An 18,981-nucleotide genomic window follows, 5' to 3' on the forward strand; every position below is an offset into this window, starting at 1 on the left:
TTTTTTGCGATGACCTCTGTCACTGAGCTTTACCAGCAGACCCTCGCCGAGCGCGGCTTCAGCGCCGATGAGGCGCAGCTGCGCGCGATTGCGTCGCTGCAGCGCTGCCAGGACGAATGGGCCAGCTACAAGGCCCGCCGCGCCAATGCGGTGACCAAGCTGCTGGTGCGCCCGCCCATCCCGCGCGGCGTCTACATGTACGGCGGCGTGGGCCGCGGCAAGAGCTTCCTGATGGACTGCTTCTTCCAGGCCGTGCCGCTGACGCGCAAGACGCGGCTGCACTTCCACGAGTTCATGCGCGAGGTGCACCGCGAGCTGCAGGAGCTCAAGGGCATCGCCGACCCGCTGGAGGAGCTGGGCAAGCGCATCGCGCGCAAGTTCCGCCTGATCTGTTTCGACGAGTTCCACGTCGCCGACGTCACCGACGCGATGATCCTGCATCGCCTGCTGGACGCGCTGTTCCGCAACCGCGTCAGCATCGTCACGACGTCCAACTTCCACCCCGACGAGCTCTATCCCAACGGCCTGCACCGCGACCGCATCCTGCCGGCCATCGCGCTGCTCAAGGCCCAGCTGGAGGTCATCAACGTCGACGCCGGCACCGACTACCGGCGCCGCTCGCTGGAGGACATGAACCTCTACCTGACGCCGCTGAGCGAGGGCAACGAGGCCGCGCTGACCAAGGCCTTCGAGGCGCTCGCGGAGGCCAAGGACGAGGACCGCAAGCTGATGATCGAGCACCGCGCCCTGTATGCGCGGCGGCGCGCCGGCGGTGTCGTCTGGTTCGATTTCGCAACCCTTTGTGGCGGTCCGCGCTCGCAGAACGACTACCTGGAGCTGGCCAGCCAGTTCCACACCGTCATCCTGTCCGAGGTGCCCGAGATGCCCGTGCGCCTGGCCAGCGAGGCGCGCCGCTTCACCTGGCTGGTGGACGTGCTCTACGACCGCCGCGTCAAGCTCATCATCTCCGCCGCCGTGCCGGCCGAACAGCTCTACACCGAAGGCCCGCTGGCCCACGAGTTCCCGCGCACCGTGTCACGTCTGCAGGAAATGCGCTCGGCCGAATACCTGGCCCTGGCGCGCCGCGAGGTCGATACTTCGCTGACATGAACCTGCCCGCCCTGTTCCTGCTGGCTGCTGCGGCCTCGGCGCCCCAGCTGGCGACGCGAGCCGAGGTGGCCGCCCAGCGCGCCGCCATCGAGCAGCGCTTTGCCGCCGAGAAGTCGGAATGCGAGCAGCGTTTCTCGGTGGCCACCTGCCTGGAAGACGTGCGCCAGCGCCGCCAGGAGGCCCTGGCCCCGCTGGTCAGGCATGAGCATCAGCTCGCGGCCAGGGAGCGCCGTGAGCGCGCCGCAGCCCAGGCCCAGCGAGTACGCGAACGCGAGCTGTCGGCGGCCCAGGACGAGGGCCAGCGCCGCGAGCGCCTGCTGATGGCAGCGCCGCCCGCCTCGGCGGTCACGCCCGCGCCGCGCACGCCCAAGGCGCTAAGTGCCGACGCTGCCGAGCGGCAGCGCCTGCAGACGGTCAACAAGGCCGAGGCCGATGCCGCCAGGCGGCGCGAGCAGGCCGACGCACGCCAGCGGCGCCAGCAGCAGTTGGTGGCCGAGCACGAGGCGCGCGAGAAGCATCGCGTCAAGCCGGCGGCTGCGCCCCTGCCGTTGCCGGGCGCTTCGGCGGCATCAAGGCCCTAGTCGAGGTTCTCGAGCTTGACGATGGCGATGGACAGGTTGTCGCCACCACCGCGCGCGCGCTGACGCGCCTTGCTGACCAGCAGTTCCGCCGCCTCGCGTGGCGGCAGGCTGTAGAGCACGCTGCCCAGCTCCTGGGCGGTGAAGTAGTGCCACAGGCCATCGCTGCAGCACATCAGCGTGTCGCCCACCTCGAGGTTCTCGAAGCGCTCCGACGTCGAGGTCGGGTCCTGCACGGTGCCCAGGCAGGCCGTCAGCAGGTTGCTCTGCGGATGCGAGCTGGCCTCGGCCTCGGTCAGCTGGCCCTCGTCGACGAGGCGCTGCACATAGGAGTGGTCCATGGAGCGCTTGACGAGGCGGGCGCCGCGGAACCAGTAGATGCGTGAATCGCCGGAATGGATCCAGTGCGCGCAGCGGTCGCCAGTGACGATGAAGCTGGCGATGGTGCTGTGCGGCTCCTCCTCGGCGGAGATGGCCGTCAGCTTGATCATCAGATGCGCCTCGGACAGGATCTGGCCCAGCAGCTCGGTGGGCAATTCGTCCTCGGGCGAGAAGCGCTCGAACAGCTGGCGCGCCGTCAGGATGACCTGGTCGGCCGCCTTGCGGCCGCCGCTCTTGCCCCCCATGCCGTCCGCCACGATGCCCATCACGCAGCCCGCGATGCGCGGGTGGGCGATGACGGCCACCTGGTCCTGCTGATAGGCCCGGTCCCCGCGATGGGTGCCGGTGGCGGCGTTGAGTCGGAATCCGACAGCGGTGGGGGTGGGCATGCCGAAAACTATACTGGTCGGTGAGCTTTTGCCCGCATCAAACCGCCTTCGTAAACCCTTGGATGGATGAAGAACTTCACTCGTTGCCACGGCGGCTGATTGAGCTCCGCATGGAGCATGGCGACCTCGACGCGATGATCGACCGCTTGGTCGAACAACCGCCCGTGGACGAGTTGGCACTGCAGCGGCTCAAGAAGCGCCGGCTGGCCCTGAAGGACATGATTGCGCGGCTGGAGGCCACCACGGAGCCCGATGACCTCGCCTGACCTCGACGACTGGCTGGACGCACTCGATCAGGCCACCCCTCCCGCCCCGCCTGCCGCCGACGAACTCGAACAGGACGTCCTGGCCGCCTTCGACGTGGCCGGGCCGCTGGCGCGCCTGGATCCGGGCTACAAGCCCCGCGAGCCGCAGCTGCAGATGACCCGGGCAGTCGCCCGCGCCCTCAGCCGCCGCCAGGCCCTGGTCGTCGAAGCCGGCACCGGCGTGGGCAAGACCTTTGCCTATCTCGTGCCCGCCCTGCTGGCCGGCAGCCGGGCGCTGATCAGCACCGCCACCAAGAGCCTGCAGGACCAGCTCTTCATGCGCGACCTGCCGCGGCTGATCAAGGCCTTGAACACACCGGTGCGCCTGGCCCTGCTGAAGGGCCGCAGCAGCTATCTCTGCCTGCACCGCATGAAGGAGGCGCGTGTCTCCGGCGAATTCCCGGACCGGCGCACGGCGCTGTCGCTGGCCCGCATCGAGCGCTGGGCCCTGGGCACGGCGACGGGCGACTTTGCCGAGATCGACGGCCTGGACGAGCGTGCGCCCATCATTCCCATCGTCAGCTCCAGCCGCGAGAACTGCCTGGGCCAGGAATGCCCCGACTGGAAGGCCTGCTACGTCGTCAAGGCGCGCCGCGAGGCCATGGAGGCCGACGTCGTCGTCGTCAACCACCATCTCTTCTTCGCCGACATGACGCTGCGCGACACCGGCGTGGCCGAGCTGCTGCCCAGCGTCGAGATCGCCATCTTCGACGAGGCCCACCAGCTTGCCGAGGCCGGCGTGCAATTCCTCGGTACCGTGCTGGGCACGGCCTCGCTGATCGACTTCGCCCGCGATGTGCTGGCCCAGGGCCTGGCCCATGCGCGTGGCGTGCACGACTGGCAGGCCCTGCATGCCGGCGTCGAGAAGGCGGCCCGCGAACTGCGCCTGGCCGCGGCGGGGCCGCTGGCCACTGCCGGGCGCGAGCTGCGCGGCACGCTGAAGCTGGGCTGGAAGGAGAGGGCGAACCAGCCCGGCTTCGCGGCCGCGCTGGCAGGCGTCGGCACGGCCGTGGCGGCGGCTCTCGAGGCGCTGACCGCCGTGCGCGAGGCGGCACCTGACTTTGCACGTCTTTGCGAGCGCGCCCAGGAGCTGCGCGACCTGGCCAAGACCTTCGCTGCCGAGCCCGACCCGGGCGATGTGCGCTGGATCGATATCAGTCCGCATTCGGCCCGCCTGGTGGAGTCGCCGCTGGACATCCGCGACGCGATGCAGCAGCAGCTGGAAGGCCCTCCCAAGGCCTGGGTGTTCACCTCGGCCACGCTGGGCGACGACGAAGGCCTGACCTGGTTCACCGAGCCGGCCGGCCTCACCGACGCCGAGGTGCTGCGCGTGGGCAGCCCCTTCGACTACCCCGCTCATGCGCGCCTGTATGTGCCGCGTGGCTTCCCCAAGCCCAGCGAGCCCAGCCATCCCCCGAGCGTCGCGCTGCTGGCTTCACGGCTGGCGCGCGCCTTGGGTGGCCGGACCTTCGTGCTGACGACGACGCTGCGCAATCTGCAGACCGTGGCCGATGGTTTGCGCGAGCGTTTCGAGGAGGCCGGCGATGCGATTGCCGTGCTGCAGCAGGGTGCCATGCCCAAACGCATGCTGCTGCAGCGCTTCCTGGAGAACCCGGCCGCCGTGCTGGTGGGCTCGGCCAGTTTCTGGGAAGGCATCGACGTGCCGGGCGACGCGCTGCAATGCGTCGTCATCGACAAACTGCCTTTTCCGCCGCCCAACGACCCGCTGGTCGAGGCGCGCGTGCAGCGGCTGGAGGCGCAGGGGCGCAATGCCTTCTCGGAGTATTTCGTGGCTGAGGCCGCCATTGCGCTGAAGCAGGGCGCTGGCCGCCTGATCCGCACCGAGACCGACCGCGGGCTGCTGGTGGTCTGCGATCCGCGCATGGCGGGCATGAACTACGGGCGCCGCCTGCGCGCGGCCCTGCCGCCGATGACGCCGGTGGCCAGCGAGGCCGAGGCCATCGCGTGGTTGCAGCTGCTCAATGAAGAACGGGCCTGACAGGCCCGTTGGATTCAACTTACCAGAGCTGCCACCAGGGCTTGCGCTTGCCTGAGTTGCCGGAGGCGTAGACGCTGTTCGGGAAGTTCTTGTCCAGCACGCGGCGGGCGTCGTCGCGCAGCTGGGTCAGGCCGAGCTTGTCATAGCTCTCGCCCATGATGAACAGGCCTTCCTCGATGCCGGGCGCGTACTGGAACTCGGCCACGGCGGATTGGGCGCGGTTGGCCGCGGCCACATAGGCCTTGCGGTTGAAGTAGTAGCGCGCGACGTGGATCTCGTAGGCCGCCAGCGTGTTCGTGATGAAGTTGATGCGGGTCTGCGCTTCGGCCGCGTACTTGGACTCGGGGAACTGCTCGACGAGCTGGCGGAAGGCCAGCAGGGCCTCGCGGGAGGCCTGCTGGTCGCGCTCGGAGACGTCCTGGTTGGCGATGCGGCCGAACAGGCCCAGGTCCTCGTTGAAGTTGACGATGCCCTTCATGTAGAGGGCATAGTCCATCGCCGGGCTGGAGGGGTTGAGCTTGATGAAGCGGTCCAGCGTCGAGATCGCCTGCGCGCGCTCGGCCGAGCGGTAGTAGGCCCAGGCCAGATCCAGCGTGGCCTGCTGGCCCATCGTCGTGCCCGCGGCGCGGCCTTCGATCTTCTCGAGGGACTTGATGGCGCGGTCGTAACTGCCGGCGCTGAGGTCGTCCTTGGCGTCTGCATACAATTTGTCCAGGGCCGCCTGGGAGTTTGGATCCTCCTTGGCCGTGGAGCCGCAGCCGCTCAGGCCCAGTGCAAGGGCCATCAGCACGGCGCCGGCGACGATGCGGCCGGCCTTGAATTTCTCAACAAACATGTCTGAAGTCGACGGCGATGCTGCCGGCTGGTCACAGGAAACGATGGACGCGGAGTATAGGGTGGGGGGTCAGGAAGACTTCGAGCAGGACGCCGAGGACGATGGCGGGGCTGAAAGGCGCGCATCGGAAGTCGATGCGACGGGCCATGGCGAGCGCCTGGACCGCTGGCTGACGACGCAGGCCCCCGAGTTCTCGCGCAACCATCTGCAGTCCCTCATCGAGCGCGGCTGCGTGACGGTGGACGGCAAGGTGCTGATCAAGGCCGCCCACAAGCTGCGCGCCGGGCAGCAGGTCGAGGTGGAGCTGCTGCCCACCGACGAGAGCCGGGCCTTCCGCGCCGAAGCCATGGCCCTGGATTTCATCTATGAGGATGAGCACCTGGCCGTCGTCAACAAGCCGGCCGGCCTGGTCGTGCATCCGGCCGCGGGCAACTGGTCGGGCACGCTGATGAACGGCCTGCTGGCCCACCACCCCGCCGCCGCCGGTCTGCCGCGTGGCGGCATCGTGCACCGGCTGGACAAGGACACCAGCGGCCTGATGGTGGTCGGCAAGTCGCTGGAAGGCGTCACCGCCTTGAGCCGCATGATTGCCGCACGCGAGGTGCATCGGGAATACCTGGCCCTGGCCTGGGGCCGCATCGAGGAGGCCTTCGTCGTCAACCAGGCCATGCGCCGCGACCCGGTGTCGCGGGTGAAGATGGCCATCGCCCCGGCCAACCTGGGCAAGCCGGCGCATACCGACTTCTTCCCGCTGGGCGTGGGCATGGTCGAGAACGGCGGGCAGGGCAGGCCGGTCAGCGCCGTGCATTGCGTGCTGCACACCGGGCGCACCCACCAGATCCGCGTCCACCTGATGCACAGCGGCCACCCCATGCTGGCCGACACGCTCTACGGCGGCACGCCAGCCCTGGGCCTGGCGCGCCAGGCCCTGCATGCGGCGCGTCTTTCCTTCACCCACCCGATCACGGGCGAGGCCCTGGTGCTGACCGCGCCGCTGTCCGCCGACATGGCTGCGGCCTGGGCCCAGATCGGTGCGGACGGCCTGCCCGGCTGAATGATTCAGCCCCCACGCACGCCCTGCGCGCTCCCACCGAGGGGGCGCGCCATCTGCTTCGCGCGGCCGGGCGCCGATGACATGGCTACAATGCACTCCGGTTGTCGTGGCAGCCAGCGCGCCGGAATCGGCGCGACCCGCGCGGTCAGCAGTCCATCCGCCCGCCGGTCAACCACCCCGAACGCGTCCCGCTGGAAGGCTGCTGAGCCCCACGGTGACGCCCGGACAGACCCCGTCCGCTTCGCCTGATGAACGCTGTGAGCGCACAGGCCCGGACGGATTGCCAGACTTGGCTTGATTGAGGGCGCATTTGCGTTCATGAACACCCAGGATGCCAAGCGCGTCCTCGAGACCGCGCTGATCTGTGCCTCGCAACCCTTGACGGTGCGCGAGATGCGCAGCCTGTTCGCCGACGAGCTCGGCGCCGATACCCTGCGCGGCCTGCTCGACGAGCTGAGCCGCGACTGGGAAGGCAAGGGCGTCGAGCTGGTCGCGCTGGCCTCGGGCTGGCGCTTCCAGAGCCGCCCCGAGCTGCGCGAATATCTCGACCGCCTGCATCCCGAGAAGCCGCCGCGCTATTCGCGTGCGGTGCTCGAGACGCTGGCCATCATTGCCTACCGCCAGCCGGTCACGCGCGGCGACATCGAGGACATCCGCGGCGTCGTCGTCGCGAGCCAGATCGTCAAGCAGCTCGAGGACCGCGGCTGGATCGAGGCCATCGGCCACCGCGAGACGCCGGGCCGCCCGGCCCTGTACGCGACGACCAAGGCCTTCCTCGACGACCTCGGCCTGGCCAGCCTGGAACAGCTGCCGGCCCTGGAAGTCGGCAGCGAACCGCCGGCCTTCGAGGCCCTGCAGGGCCAGCTGCTCGACGTGGCTGAAGACGCGCCTGCTGAAGAAGCGCCTGCTGAAGAAGCGCCTGCTGAAGAAGCGCCTGCTGAAGTAGCGCCAGCGCCGCAAGCTTCCGCCGATGCGCCGCCTGCCGATGCGCTGCCTGCCGACATGCCGCCCGAGGAGGCGCCCGCGCCCTCGCTGAGCCTGTTCGGCGATGACGGCACGCCCGCCCTCCCCAATCCCGACCCCAACGATCCGCCCCCGCAACCCCAGCCCGAATCCGCATGAACGACGCTGCCGATCAAGACAAGCCCCTGCCTTCCGCTGCCGATGCCGACGCGCCTGCCGCGCCCAAGCGTCGCCGCACGACGGCCAAGGCGGCCCCCGAGGCTGCCGCTGAACCCGTCGAGGCGCCCGTGCCCGCGAAGCGCACCCGCCGCAAGGCCGCCGAGGCCGTGACGGAGGAGGCTGCTCCGGCCCCCGAGGCCGCACCCGCCGAGGAAGCGCCGGCTCCGGCCCGCAAGCGCGCGCCGCGCAAGACGGCTGCGGCCGCAGTCGCCGAGGAAGCGGCCCCGGCCGTCGTGGCCGAGGCGCCTGCGCCGGTCGCGGCGCCGGCTCCCGTCTTCACGCTGGCCGAGGCGGCGCCCGCCGTGGCGGCCGAGCCGGCGGGAGACGCGGACGAGGACGGGGACGACGATGAAGGCGAGGGCGAGGACGGCGAGCGCGGTGGCCGCAGCCGCAACCGCCGGCGCAACCGCAAGGAGCGCGCCGAGCGCCAGGCCGCCGCGCAGGCAACGGGCGGTGGTGGTGCCGAGGCGCCTGGCCCGGTGCTGGCACCGGAGCTCGTCGAGGCCGCGGGGGCGCGCTTCGCCGACGTGCTGTCGGGCAATCTGGACGCCGAATCGGAAGGCCCCGTGGGCGAGCCGCCGCAGCTGCGGCCCGAGCCCGAGGAGGCGGCCGAGGAGGGCGCGGAAGGCGAGGCCAAGCGTGTGCTGGCGCCGGACGCCGATGCACCCAAGCTGCAGAAGGTGCTGGCCCAGGCCGGCATCGGCTCGCGCCGCGACATCGAGGACTGGATCGCCGAAGGCAAGATCGAGGTCAACGGCGAAGTGGCCCACGTCGGCCAGCGCATCTCCTTTGGCGACCGCGTGCGTGTCAACGGCAAGGAAGTGCGCGTGCGCATCTCGCCGCCGAATCCGCGCATCCTGGCCTATCACAAGCCCACCGGCGAGGTTTCCACCTTCAACGACCCCGAGGGCCGCCCGACCGTGTTCCGCTCGCTGCCGCGCGTGCAGGGCCAGAAATGGCAGTCCGTCGGCCGCCTGGACATCAACACCGAAGGCCTGCTGCTGTTCACCAACTCCGGCGAACTGGCCAACCAGCTGATGCACCCGCGCTTCGGCGTCGAGCGCGAGTACGCGGCCCGTGTGCTGGGCGCGCTCAGCGATGAGCAGCGCGCCAAGCTGCTGGAGGGCGTCAATGTCGACGGCCAGACGGCCGCGTTCAAGGCCATCGAGGACGGCGGCGGCGAGGGTGCCAACCGCTGGTATCGCGTCACCATCACGGAAGGCCGCAACCGCGAAGTGCGCAAGCTCTTCGAGGCCGTCGGCATGGTCGTCAGCCGCCTGATCCGCATCCGCTACGGCACCGTCGTGCTGCCGCGCGGCTTGAAGCGCGGCGTCTGGGTGGAGCTGGGCGACGACGACGTTCGCATCATCCGCCGCCTGGCCGGCCACACGAACAACAGCGGCCAGGGCCAGGTCCAGCAGCTGCAAGGCCAGGGCCAGGGCCAGCAAGGCAGGGGCCAGCAGCAGCAAGGCGGCAAGAACGACCGCAACAAGCGCCGCAACGATGACCGCCATGCCGGCGTCGGCCCGCGCCCCAGCCGCCCGCCCGAGCCGCAGCAGCCGCGCCCGCCCCGCGAGGAGCGCGTCCAGCGCCGTGACGATGACGAGGAGGACGACGGCTTCATCCCCCACCACGTCAATCCGCTGGAGCAGACCTTCGACCGCCGTCATGCGACCAGCGGCAAGCGCGGCCTGCCGCAGGGCTTCGGCGCCGGCGGCAGCCAGCAGCACGACCGCCCCGCCAAGGGCGGTGGCAACAAGGGTGGCGGCCCGCGTGAGCCCGATCCGATGCAGACCTCGGTCGGCTATATCGGCGGTGACGCCTATCTGCGTCGCGGCGGTGGTGGTGGCCGTGGCGGCAAGGGTGGTGGCGGCGGCGGCGGTGGTGGTGGCCGCTCCGGCGGCGGCTACGGCGGCCGGCGCTGAAACCTGGGGATGACCTGACTAGGGTCATCCCTGCCCGCTACAATCGCAGGCTTTGTCCAATACGCCCCATCAGGAGAACCCCATGGCGATCGAAACCACCCTGTCCATCATCAAGCCCGATGCCGTGGCAAAGAACGTCATCGGCCAGATCTACGCCCGCTTCGAAGGCGCCGGCCTGAAGGTCGTGGCCGCCAAGATGGTGCACCTGTCGCGCGTCGAAGCCGAACAGTTCTACGCCGTCCACAAGGCCCGCCCCTTCTTCAACGACCTGGTCAACTTCATGATCAGCGGCCCCGTGATGATCCAGGCCCTGCAAGGCGAAGGCGCCATCCTGAAGAACCGTGACCTGATGGGCGCCACCGATCCCAAGAAGGCCGAGAAGGGCACCATCCGCGCCGACTTCGCCGACAGCATCGACGCCAATGCCGTGCACGGCTCCGACGCCGCCGAAACGGCCGCTGTCGAAGTGGCGTTCTTCTTCCCCGGCATGAACGTCTACGCCGGCCGTTAATTGCCCCCAACGGGGTCGGTGACCCCGGCCCAGGAAGTTCGTATGGAAGCGGTCAACCTGCTCGGTTTTGATCTGCCAGGCCTGGCCGCCTACTGCGAGCAACTGGGCGAAAAGAAGTTCCGTGCGACCCAGCTGTTCCGCTGGGTCCACCAGAAAGGCGCGTCGGACTTCGACCAGATGTCCGACCTCGCCAAGTCGCTGCGCGACAAGCTCAAGGGCCGTGCCCACATCGCCGCCTTGCCGGTCATTTCCGAGCATGTCTCGACGGACGGCACCATCAAATGGCTGTTCGACGTCGGCGCCGGCAATGCCGTCGAGGCTGTCTTCATTCCCGAAGACGACAGAGGCACCCTGTGCATCTCCAGCCAGGCCGGCTGCGCCGTGGGCTGCCGCTTCTGCTCCACCGGCCACCAGGGCTTCAGCCGCAACCTGACGACGGCCGAGATCACGGCCCAGCTGTGGTTTGCCGAACATTCGCTGCGCAAGCGCCAGAACACCGATGAGCGCGTCATCTCCAACGTGGTGATGATGGGCATGGGCGAGCCGCTGCAGAACTACGACCAGCTCGTGCCGTCGCTCAAGACCATGCTGGACGACCATGGCTACGGCCTGAGCCGCCGCCGCGTCACCGTGTCGACCTCGGGCGTGGTGCCCATGATCGACCGCCTGCGCGAGGACTGCCCGGTCGCCCTGGCCGTCAGTCTGCACGCACCGACCGACCCGCTGCGCGACCAGCTCGTGCCGCTGAACAAGAAGTACCCCATCGCCGAGCTGCTGGGCGCCTGCAACAACTACCTCGAGAAGGCGCCGCGCGACTTCATCACCTTCGAGTACTGCATGCTGCAGGAGGTGAACGATTCGCCCGAGCAGGCCCGTGAGCTGGTGCGTCTGCTCAAGGGCAAGGTCAACTGCAAGATCAACCTGATCCCCTTCAACCCCTTCCCGGCCTCGGGCCTGATCCGCAGCACGAATGCGCGCGTGCAGGCCTTTGCCGAGGTGCTGATCCAGGCCGGCATCGTCACCACCGTGCGCAAGACACGCGGCGACGACATCGACGCCGCCTGCGGCCAGCTGGCGGGTGAAGTGCAGGATCGCACCCGCGCGCATATCCGCATGGTCAGGGCACCCGTCACGGTGGCCAAATCCAGCTGATGCCCCCGGGTGCCACCTTCGAGGATTTGATGAAGCGACTGTTGATCGTTCTGGCTACCGCCCTGCTGGCCGCCTGCGCCGGTACCACCGCCCCCAGCGCCGAGCGCGAGGTCAAGACCGACTCCGACCAGACCGACGGCGACCGCCGTGCCGCCATCCGGCTGGAACTGGCCCAGGGCTATTTCTCGCGCGGCCAGTTCAACACGGCGCTCGACGAGCTCAAGCTGGCGCTGCAGGCCAAGCCGGACATGCGCGAGGCCGTCAATCTGCGCGGCCTGATCTACGGCGCCATGGGCGAACACCAGCTCGCCGAGGAGGCCTTCCGCCGTGCCCTGGTCGTCTATCCCAACGACCCCGACACCCTGCACAACTATGGCTGGTTCATGTGCCAGCAGCAGCGCTGGCCGACGGCGGATTCGCTGTTCGACCAGGCCCTGGGCATCTCCACCTACCGCGCGCCGGCCCGCACCCTGCTGGCCAAGGGCGTCTGCGAGGCGCGTGCCGGCCGCATGCTGGTGGCCGAGAAGACGCTGACGCGTGCCTTCGAACTCGATCCCGGCAACCCGGCCATCGCCGTCAATCTGGGGGAAGTGCTCTACCGCAACCGTGAGCTGGACCGCGCGCGCTTCTACGCCAAGCGCGTCAACGCCCAGCCCGAGCAGGTCAACGCCCAGAGCCTGTGGCTGCAGCTGCGCGTCGAGCGCAAGCTGGGCCACACCGGCACGGTCGAAGACCTGGCCATGCAGATGCGCCGCAAATACCCCCAGGCCCCCGAGACCCAGGCCCTGGATGCCGGGCGCTACGACGACTGAGCCGTGACCTTGGCCCACAACAAGAACGAGACGATGGAACCCATCTCCGAGGGACCCGCCAGCCAGGCCGCCACCGCCGGCGCCTGGCTCAGGAACGCGCGCCAGCAGCGCGGCCTGCACATTGCCGCCCTGGCCGTCATGCTCAAGGTGCCGCAGTCCAAGCTGGAGGCCCTGGAGGCCGACCGCTTCGACCAGTTGCCCGATGCCACCTTCGCCCGCGCCCTGGCCACGGCCATGTGCCGCGCCCTCAAGGTCGATGCCGCGCCCGTGCTGGCCCTGCTGCCGCGCACCCGCGACCGCGAGTTCGATGTGCGCCCGGGGCTCAACCAGCCCTTTCGCGAGCGCGGTGCCGGTCCCATCGATGGTGGCGTTCTGGCCCTGGTGGCCCGGCCCGTCGTCTGGGCGCCGGTGCTGCTGCTGGTCGCCGCGGCCGCCATCTACTGGATCCCGGCCGGCTGGCTGCCCGAGCGCGACAGCGCGACGGCCTCGTCGGCGGCCTCCGGCACCGTCATCACCGCCGCGGCGAGCGCGCCTGTCGTCGAGTTCATCCCGGCCCCGGCCGCCTCCGAGCCGGCCGTGTCGGCAGCGGCGCCTGCAGCGCAGCCGCTGCCCGTGGCCTCGGCGCCGCTGCAGGTTCGCGACGTGGCCCCGCCGCCGGCCGCCGTTCCGGCCTCCGTGCCGGCCGTGAGGACGGCGGTGGCCGCCGCGACGGGCAGCCCGCTGCGCGTGACGGCCACGGCCGATACCTGGATCGAGGTCACCGACGCCCAGGGCCAGGTGCTGTTCTCGCGCGTGCTGCGCCAGGGCGAGCAGCAGGAATACAGCGGCGCGTCGCCCTACAAGGTGCGCGTCGGCAATGTGCGCGGCACGCAGATCGAATGGCGCGGTGCCGTCATCGACCTGGCCGCGCGCGGCAAGGACAACGTCGCTCGACTGGAGTTGAATTGATGAGCGAATGGATCATTCCCGAGGCCGCCCCCGCGGCGCGCCGCAGCCGCCAGGCCCGCGTCGTCTGGGGCAGCCGTGTCGTCACGGTCGGCGGTGACGCGCCGGTGCGCGTGCAGTCGATGACCAACACCGACACGGTGGACGCCATCGGCACGGCCATCCAGGTCAAGGAGCTGGCGATCGCCGGCTCGGAGATGGTGCGCATCACCGTCAACACGCCCGAGGCGGCTGAGCAGGTGCCGTATATCCGCGAGCAGCTGGACCGCATGGGCATCGACGTGCCCCTGGTGGGCGACTTCCACTACAACGGCCACCGCCTGCTGACCGAATACCCGGCCATGGCCCAGGCCCTGTCCAAGTACCGCATCAACCCCGGCAACGTGGGCAAGGGCGAGAAGAAGGACAAGCAGTTCGCCCAGATGATCGAGGCGGCAATGAAGTACGACAAGGTCGTGCGCATCGGCGTCAACTGGGGCAGCCTGGACCAGGAGCTGCTGGCCCAGTTCATGGACGAGAACGCGAAGCGCGCTCAGCCCTGGGACGCCAAGCCGGTCATGTACCAGGCCCTGGTCGAGTCGGCGCTGACGTCGGCCGCCTATGCCGGCGAGCTGGGCATGAACCCCGACAACATCATCATCAGCTGCAAGGTCAGCGGCGTGCAGGACCTGATCTCGGTCTACCGCGAGCTGGCCCGCCGCTGCGACTACGCCCTGCACCTGGGGCTGACCGAAGCCGGCATGGGCACCAAGGGCACGGTGGCCTCGTCGGTGGCCCTGGGCATCCTGGCGCAAGAGGGCATCGGCGACACCATCCGCGTCAGCCTCACGCCCCAGCCGGGCGAGTCGCGCACCCAGGAAGTGGTCGTGGCGCTGGAGATCCTGCAATCGCTGGGCCTGCGCCATTTCAACCCCAGCGTCACCGCCTGCCCGGGCTGCGGCCGCACCACCAGCACCACCTTCCAGGAGCTGGCCAAGCAGATCGACGACTTCCTGCGCCTGCAGATGCCGGTCTGGCGCAACAAATACCCCGGCGTCGAGGAGATGAAGGTGGCCGTCATGGGCTGCATCGTCAACGGCCCCGGCGAGAGCAAGCATGCCGACATCGGCATCAGCCTGCCCGGCACCGGCGAGGCGCCGGCGGCGCCCGTCTTCATCGACGGCGTGAAGGCGCTGACGCTGCGCGGCGACAACATTGCCAGCGAGTTCCATGCGCTGGTCGAGAACTACATCGAGAAGCGCTTCGGCGCCACGGCAACTGCATGAGCAAGGCGATTACTGCGGTCAAGGGGATGAACGACATCCTCCCGGCCAGCGTCACCCGCAAGGACAAGCTGCCCAGCAGCGAACTGTGGAGCTGGTTCGAGACCACGCTGCGCAAGGTGCTGTCCAGCTACGGCTACCAGTACATGCTGACCCCCATCGTCGAGCCGACGGCCCTGTTCGTGCGCGGCCTGGGCGAGGTGACCGACATCGTCGAGAAGGAGATGTATTCCTTCACCGACAGCATGAACGGCGACCAGCTGACGCTGCGCCCCGAGGCGACCGCCGGCATCGTGCGCGCCATGGTCGAGCACAACGCCCTCTACAACGGCCCGCTGCGCCTGTGGACGGTGGGCCCCATGTTCCGCCACGAGCGTCCGCAGAAGGGCCGCTACCGCCAGTTCAACCAGCTCGACGTCGAGGCCCTGGGCTTTGCCGGCCCGGACGTGGACGCCGAGATCATCCTGATGGTGCGCCGGCTGTGGCAGGCCCTGGGCCTGGTCGTCGGCCAGCATGTGCGCCTGGAGCTGAACTCCCTGGGCCAGCCGGCCGAGCGCAACGCCCACCGCGCGGCGCTGATTGCCCACTTCGAGGCGCATGCCGACAAGCTGGATGAAGACGGCAAGAAGCGCCTGCACAGCAACCCGCTGCGCATCCTGGACAGCAAGAACCCGGCGATGCAGCCCGTCATTGAGGCCGCCCCCAAGCTGATGGACTTCCTGGGCGAGGAAACGCTGGCCCACTTCAACGCCGTGCGTGCCATCCTGGATGCCGCCGGCCTGGAATACCGCGTCAACACGCGTCTTGTGCGCGGCATGGACTACTACAACCTGACCGTCTTCGAATGGGTCACCGACCAGCTCGGCTCCCAGGGCACGGTCTGTGGCGGCGGCCGCTACGACGGGCTGTTCGAGCAACTCGGCGGCAAGCCGACGCCGGCCGTGGGCTTCGGCCTCGGCATCGAGCGCCTGCTGCTGCTCATCGACGAACTGGGCCTGGCCGTGCCGTCGGCCGCGTCCCATGCGTACGCCATCCTGCCCGATGCATCGGCGCTGCCCCAGGCCATGCTGGCCCTGGAGGCCCTGCGCGAAGCCGGCGTCAGCGTGCAGATGCATGCCGGCGGCGGCTCGTTCAAGTCGCAGTTCAAGAAGGCCGACGCCTCCGGGGCGCGCTTCGCCCTCGTCTTCGGTGCCGACGAACTGGCCCGCGGCGAAGTGGCGGTCAAACCCCTGCGCGAAGGCGGCGAACAGGTCAGCCGGCCGCTCGCCGACGTCGCCGCCTGGGCCGCCGACCTCCTCCCCGCATAATCCCGGGCCTTCCGAGCCCCTTTTCCTTCTCTCGAAGTTTTCTCCATGGCAGCCCATCTCGACCTCGAAGAACAAGAACAACTTGATCAACTCAAAGCGTTCTGGAAGCGCTGGGGCAATCTCATCACCTGGGTGCTGACCGCCGTCCTCGCCACCTTCGCCGCCTGGCAGGGCTGGCAGATGTACCAGCGCGACCAGGCCACCAAGGCTGCCGCGATGTACGACGAGTTCGATCGCGCCCTGGTCGCCCAGGATGTCGACAAGGCCGCCCTGGCCGCTGGCGACCTCAAGGCGCGCTACGGCAGCACCGGTTACGCGGCGCAGGCCGGCCTGCAGGTGGCCAAGCTGCAGCTCGACAAGGGCAAGGCCGACGACGCCAAGCAGAGCCTGACCTGGGTGGCGGAGCAGGGTGCCGAGGCCGGCGCCTACCGCGACATCGCCCGCCTGCGCCTGGCCGGCCTGCAGGTCGACGCCAAGGCCTACGACGAGGCTGCCAAGACCCTGGACGCCGTCAAGTCGAGCGACTTTGCCGCCCTGGTGGCCGACCGCCGTGGCGACTTGGCTCTGCTGCAGGACAAGCGCGACGCCGCCAAGGCCGAGTACCAGAAGGCCCTGGCCGCCATGGAGAAGACCCAGGACTACCGCCGCATCATCGAGGCCAAGCTGGCCACGCTGGGCGTGCCGACCGCCGTCGAGACGACCGGAGCCGCCCAATGAGGCGCGCCGTCCTGATTTCGCTGGTGGCAGCTTCCCTGACGGGCTGCTCCACGATCAGCTCGACGTGGAACAACTGGTTCGGCGACGAGAAGACCAAGCCGGCCGCGCTCGAGACCCTGTCCGGCCCGGCCAGCGGCCGCATCGTCTGGAGCACCAAGGGCGACGACGTCAATTTCAACCTCAGCATCGCCACGCCGGGCGACCGCTTCATCGTCGCCAGCAGCGGCGGCCAGGTGCGCGCGCTGGCGGCCGCCGACGGCCGCGAGCTGTGGCGGGGCGATGCCGGCGCCAAGCTGCTGGCCGGTGTCGGCAGCGACGGCCGCTTTGCCGCCGTCGTCAACCGCGACAACGAGCTGGTGGTGCTGGACAACGGCCGCGTGGCCTGGAAGAAGGCCCTGCCGACGCCCGTCGTCGCCGCGCCTCTGGTGGCCGGCGAGCGCGTCTTCGCGCTGACGCTGGACCGCCAGGTGCTCGCTTTCGACGCGCTGGACGGCCGCAAGATCTGGGAGATGCGCCGCCCCGGCGAGCCGCTGACGCTGGCCAAGGCCGGCGTGCTGCTGGCCTACAAGGACACGCTGATCGTCGGCCAAGGCCCGCGCCTGGCAGGCGTGGACCCGCTGAAGGGCCAGCTGCGCTGGGAAGCCAGCGTGGCCACGCCGCGTGGCACCAATGAAGTCGAGCGCCTGGCCGATCTGGTCGGCCCGGCCGTGCGCCAGGGCGAGCTGATCTGCGCCCGGGCCTTCCAGTCCTCGGTCGGCTGCGTGAACGTCGAGCGCGGCAGCGCGCTGTGGAACCGCGTCGTCGGTGGGGCCAACGGCATCGGTGCCGACGGCCAGATCGTCGTCGCCGGCGACGCCTCCGACCGCCTGTCGGCCTGGAAGCTGGCCAACGGCGACCTGGCCTGGTCTGCCGACCAGTTCCAGCGCCGCAAGCTCTCCGAGCCCGTGGTGCTCGGAAAGCAGGTACTGGTGGGGGACTTCGATGGCCAGGTCCATCTGCTGGACCGCGACAGCGGCAAGACCCGTTCGCGCCTGGCCACCGACGGCTCGCAGGTCGTCACCATCGCCCTGCTGGGCGAGACGGCCCTGGTCGCCACCAAGAATGGCGGCCTGTTCGCCATCCAGGCCGAATGAAACCAGTCATCGCCCTGGTCGGCCGCCCCAATGTGGGCAAGTCGACGCTGTTCAACCGCCTGACGAAGTCGCGTGACGCCATCGTGGCCGACTTCGCCGGCCTGACGCGCGACCGCCACTACGGCGACGGCCGCCTGGGCGATCGCGAGTTCATCTGCATCGACACCGGCGGCTTCGAGCCCGACAGCAGCACCGGCATCGTCAAGGAGATGGCCAAGCAGACCAAGCAGGCCGTGGCCGAAGCGGATGCCGTCATCTTCGTCGTCGACATCCGCCTGGGCCTGTCGGCCCACGACAGCGACATCGCCCGCTATCTGCGCAGCGTCAACAAGCGCGTGCACCTGGCCGTCAACAAGGCCGAGGGCATGAGCGAGTCGCCGCTGATGAACGAGTTCCATGAACTCGGCATGGGCGATCCGCACCCGATCTCTTCGGCGCACGGGCAGGGCATCCGCAGCCTGCTGGACGCGGTGCTGGAGCCTTTCGAGGACACCAGCGAGGAATTCGGCGCCGGCCCGCAGCAGGATGGCGTCATCCGCCTGGCCGTGGCCGGCCGCCCGAACGTCGGCAAGAGCACGCTGATCAACACCTGGCTGGGTGAAGAGCGCCTCGTCGCCTTCGACATGCCGGGCACGACGCGTGATGCCATCGCCGTCGACTTCGAGCGCAACGGCCAGAAGTTCAAGCTCATCGACACCGCCGGCCTGCGCCGCAAGGGCAAGGTCTTCGAGGCCATCGAGAAGTTTTCGGTGGTGAAGACGCTGCAGGCGATTGCCGACGCCCACGTCGTGCTGCTGCTGCTGGACGCCACGCAGGGCGTGACCGACCAGGATGCCCACATCGCCGGCTACATCCTCGACAGCGGCCGCGCCGTCGTGCTGGCACTCAACAAGTGGGACGCCGTCGACAGCTACCAGCGCGAGACGCTGCAGCGCCAGATCGAGCAGCGCCTGGCCTTCCTGAAGTTCGCGCCCATGCACAACATCTCGGCGTTGAAGCGCCAGGGGCTGTCGGCGGTCTGGAATTCGCTGGCCGATGCCTATGCCTCGGCCTACCGCAAGATGACCACGCCGGTGCTGACCCGCCTCATCCAGGAAGCCACCGAGCACCAGCAGCCCAAGCGCTCAGGCGTTTCGCGCCCCAAGATGCGCTACGCCCACCAGGGTGGCCAGAACCCGCCCATCGTCGTCATCCACGGCAATGCGCTGGATGGTGTCACCGAGGTCTACAAGCGCTACCTGGAAGGCCGCATCCGCGCCCACTACAAGTTGGTCGGAACGCCGCTGAAGATAGAGCTACGTTCTTCGAAGAATCCCTTCGACGAAAAGACCTAGGCTGACCTCTGGAGGGGCAGAGACGCTGTGTTAAGGTCTTACCCGTAGTC

18 protein-coding genes are annotated in these 18,981 nt (G+C 69.3%); 16 read left to right on the forward strand and 2 right to left on the reverse strand.

The genetic code is table 11. The annotated features are described in order from the left end of the window. Nucleotides 1–9: 9 nt before the first annotated feature. Together zapE and AC07OY_RS05145 are read left to right on the forward strand one after the other, a co-directional pair. A complete protein-coding gene (gene zapE / locus AC07OY_RS05140; protein WP_495041443.1) occupies nucleotides 10–1,110 on the forward strand; it encodes a cell division protein ZapE in 1,101 nt (366 codons plus the stop codon). Further along, nucleotides 1,107–1,691 carry a hypothetical protein gene (locus AC07OY_RS05145; protein WP_495041444.1) on the forward strand — a complete coding sequence of 195 codons (585 nt, stop codon included), beginning with the start codon at nucleotides 1,107–1,109 and terminating at the stop codon, nucleotides 1,689–1,691. The genes zapE and AC07OY_RS05145 overlap by 4 nt, the downstream gene beginning before the upstream one ends. On the opposite strand, the gene AC07OY_RS05150 is transcribed toward AC07OY_RS05145, so the two are convergent. After that, nucleotides 1,688–2,458 carry a PP2C family protein-serine/threonine phosphatase gene (locus tag AC07OY_RS05150; RefSeq protein WP_495041445.1) on the reverse strand — a complete coding sequence of 257 codons (771 nt, stop codon included), beginning with the start codon at nucleotides 2,456–2,458 and terminating at the stop codon, nucleotides 1,688–1,690. The genes AC07OY_RS05145 and AC07OY_RS05150 overlap by 4 nt on opposite strands. 62 nt (nucleotides 2,459–2,520) lie before the next feature. Here AC07OY_RS05150 and AC07OY_RS05155 point away from each other — a divergent pair, with 62 nt between their 5' ends. Both AC07OY_RS05155 and yoaA read left to right on the forward strand, forming a co-directional pair. After that, entirely contained in the window at nucleotides 2,521–2,724 is a 204-nt protein-coding gene (locus tag AC07OY_RS05155) for a YdcH family protein (protein WP_495041446.1), read from the forward strand. After that, nucleotides 2,711–4,762, forward strand: a complete 2,052-nt coding sequence (gene yoaA, locus AC07OY_RS05160; RefSeq protein WP_495041447.1) for a DNA repair helicase YoaA — start codon at nucleotides 2,711–2,713, stop codon at nucleotides 4,760–4,762. The genes AC07OY_RS05155 and yoaA overlap by 14 nt, the downstream gene beginning before the upstream one ends. Nucleotides 4,763–4,781: 19 nt before the next feature. On the opposite strand, the gene AC07OY_RS05165 is transcribed toward yoaA, so the two are convergent. Further along, on the reverse strand, nucleotides 4,782–5,597 hold the full coding sequence (locus tag AC07OY_RS05165) for an outer membrane protein assembly factor BamD (protein WP_495041448.1): 816 nt from the start codon (nucleotides 5,595–5,597) through the stop codon (nucleotides 4,782–4,784). 43 nt (nucleotides 5,598–5,640) lie between these two features. Here AC07OY_RS05165 and AC07OY_RS05170 point away from each other — a divergent pair, with 43 nt between their 5' ends. The 12 genes from AC07OY_RS05170 to der all read left to right on the forward strand — a co-directional run bounded on the left by AC07OY_RS05170 (nucleotide 5,641) and on the right by der (nucleotide 18,931). Continuing rightward, the gene (locus AC07OY_RS05170) at nucleotides 5,641–6,651 is read left to right on the forward strand and encodes an RluA family pseudouridine synthase (protein WP_495041978.1); all 1,011 of its coding nucleotides are present in this window, start codon (nucleotides 5,641–5,643) and stop codon (nucleotides 6,649–6,651) included. 318 nt (nucleotides 6,652–6,969) lie between these two features. Further along, nucleotides 6,970–7,773, forward strand: coding sequence for an SMC-Scp complex subunit ScpB (gene scpB, locus AC07OY_RS05175; protein WP_495041449.1), 804 nt, complete (start codon nucleotides 6,970–6,972; stop codon nucleotides 7,771–7,773). Further along, nucleotides 7,770–9,758, forward strand: coding sequence for a 23S rRNA pseudouridine(2605) synthase RluB (gene rluB, locus AC07OY_RS05180; protein WP_495041450.1), 1,989 nt, complete (start codon nucleotides 7,770–7,772; stop codon nucleotides 9,756–9,758). The genes scpB and rluB overlap by 4 nt, the downstream gene beginning before the upstream one ends. An 82-nt stretch (nucleotides 9,759–9,840) precedes the next feature. Beyond that, the gene (gene ndk / locus AC07OY_RS05185) at nucleotides 9,841–10,269 is read left to right on the forward strand and encodes a nucleoside-diphosphate kinase (protein ID WP_477928435.1); all 429 of its coding nucleotides are present in this window, start codon (nucleotides 9,841–9,843) and stop codon (nucleotides 10,267–10,269) included. 42 nt (nucleotides 10,270–10,311) lie between these two features. After that, nucleotides 10,312–11,421 (forward strand): dual-specificity RNA methyltransferase RlmN, encoded by a 1,110-nt coding sequence (gene rlmN, locus AC07OY_RS05190; RefSeq protein WP_495041451.1) that lies wholly within the window; start codon nucleotides 10,312–10,314, stop codon nucleotides 11,419–11,421. A gap of 29 nt (nucleotides 11,422–11,450) precedes the next feature. Further along, on the forward strand, nucleotides 11,451–12,233 hold the full coding sequence (pilW, locus tag AC07OY_RS05195) for a type IV pilus biogenesis/stability protein PilW (RefSeq protein ID WP_495041452.1): 783 nt from the start codon (nucleotides 11,451–11,453) through the stop codon (nucleotides 12,231–12,233). 3 nt (nucleotides 12,234–12,236) lie between these two features. Beyond that, a complete protein-coding gene (locus tag AC07OY_RS05200; RefSeq protein WP_495041453.1) occupies nucleotides 12,237–13,181 on the forward strand; it encodes a helix-turn-helix domain-containing protein in 945 nt (314 codons plus the stop codon). Next, on the forward strand, nucleotides 13,181–14,443 hold the full coding sequence (ispG, locus tag AC07OY_RS05205) for a flavodoxin-dependent (E)-4-hydroxy-3-methylbut-2-enyl-diphosphate synthase (RefSeq protein WP_495041454.1): 1,263 nt from the start codon (nucleotides 13,181–13,183) through the stop codon (nucleotides 14,441–14,443). The genes AC07OY_RS05200 and ispG overlap by 1 nt, the downstream gene beginning before the upstream one ends. After that, entirely contained in the window at nucleotides 14,440–15,747 is a 1,308-nt protein-coding gene (gene hisS / locus AC07OY_RS05210; RefSeq protein WP_495041455.1) for a histidine--tRNA ligase, read from the forward strand. Before ispG ends, hisS begins: the two co-directional genes overlap by 4 nt. A gap of 45 nt (nucleotides 15,748–15,792) precedes the next feature. Beyond that, a complete protein-coding gene (locus tag AC07OY_RS05215; RefSeq protein ID WP_495041456.1) occupies nucleotides 15,793–16,464 on the forward strand; it encodes a YfgM family protein in 672 nt (223 codons plus the stop codon). After that, nucleotides 16,461–17,597 (forward strand): outer membrane protein assembly factor BamB, encoded by a 1,137-nt coding sequence (bamB, locus tag AC07OY_RS05220; RefSeq protein ID WP_495041457.1) that lies wholly within the window; start codon nucleotides 16,461–16,463, stop codon nucleotides 17,595–17,597. Before AC07OY_RS05215 ends, bamB begins: the two co-directional genes overlap by 4 nt. Beyond that, nucleotides 17,594–18,931, forward strand: a complete 1,338-nt coding sequence (gene der, locus AC07OY_RS05225) for a ribosome biogenesis GTPase Der (RefSeq protein WP_495041458.1) — start codon at nucleotides 17,594–17,596, stop codon at nucleotides 18,929–18,931. Before bamB ends, der begins: the two co-directional genes overlap by 4 nt. The last annotated feature ends 50 nt before the right edge of the window (nucleotides 18,932–18,981 follow it).

It is taken from the genome of Roseateles sp. GW821-FHT09H10 (assembly GCF_059415865.1).

Coding starts and splice junctions, on each gene's coding strand:
- yoaA (WP_495041447.1), top strand. CDS start 2,711: ATGACCTCGCCTGACCTCGACGACTGGCTGGACGCACTCGATCAGGCC.
- der (WP_495041458.1), top strand. CDS start 17,594: ATGAAACCAGTCATCGCCCTGGTCGGCCGCCCCAATGTGGGCAAGTCG.
- AC07OY_RS05150 (WP_495041445.1), bottom strand. CDS start 2,458: ATGCCCACCCCCACCGCTGTCGGATTCCGACTCAACGCCGCCACCGGC.
- rluB (WP_495041450.1), top strand. CDS start 7,770: ATGAACGACGCTGCCGATCAAGACAAGCCCCTGCCTTCCGCTGCCGAT.
- scpB (WP_495041449.1), top strand. CDS start 6,970: ATGAACACCCAGGATGCCAAGCGCGTCCTCGAGACCGCGCTGATCTGT.
- rlmN (WP_495041451.1), top strand. CDS start 10,312: ATGGAAGCGGTCAACCTGCTCGGTTTTGATCTGCCAGGCCTGGCCGCC.
- pilW (WP_495041452.1), top strand. CDS start 11,451: ATGAAGCGACTGTTGATCGTTCTGGCTACCGCCCTGCTGGCCGCCTGC.
- AC07OY_RS05155 (WP_495041446.1), top strand. CDS start 2,521: ATGGATGAAGAACTTCACTCGTTGCCACGGCGGCTGATTGAGCTCCGC.
- ndk (WP_477928435.1), top strand. CDS start 9,841: ATGGCGATCGAAACCACCCTGTCCATCATCAAGCCCGATGCCGTGGCA.
- bamB (WP_495041457.1), top strand. CDS start 16,461: ATGAGGCGCGCCGTCCTGATTTCGCTGGTGGCAGCTTCCCTGACGGGC.
- AC07OY_RS05165 (WP_495041448.1), bottom strand. CDS start 5,597: ATGTTTGTTGAGAAATTCAAGGCCGGCCGCATCGTCGCCGGCGCCGTG.
- zapE (WP_495041443.1), top strand. CDS start 10: ATGACCTCTGTCACTGAGCTTTACCAGCAGACCCTCGCCGAGCGCGGC.
- AC07OY_RS05170 (WP_495041978.1), top strand. CDS start 5,641: ATGGACGCGGAGTATAGGGTGGGGGGTCAGGAAGACTTCGAGCAGGAC.
- ispG (WP_495041454.1), top strand. CDS start 13,181: ATGAGCGAATGGATCATTCCCGAGGCCGCCCCCGCGGCGCGCCGCAGC.
- AC07OY_RS05145 (WP_495041444.1), top strand. CDS start 1,107: ATGAACCTGCCCGCCCTGTTCCTGCTGGCTGCTGCGGCCTCGGCGCCC.
- AC07OY_RS05215 (WP_495041456.1), top strand. CDS start 15,793: ATGGCAGCCCATCTCGACCTCGAAGAACAAGAACAACTTGATCAACTC.
- hisS (WP_495041455.1), top strand. CDS start 14,440: ATGAGCAAGGCGATTACTGCGGTCAAGGGGATGAACGACATCCTCCCG.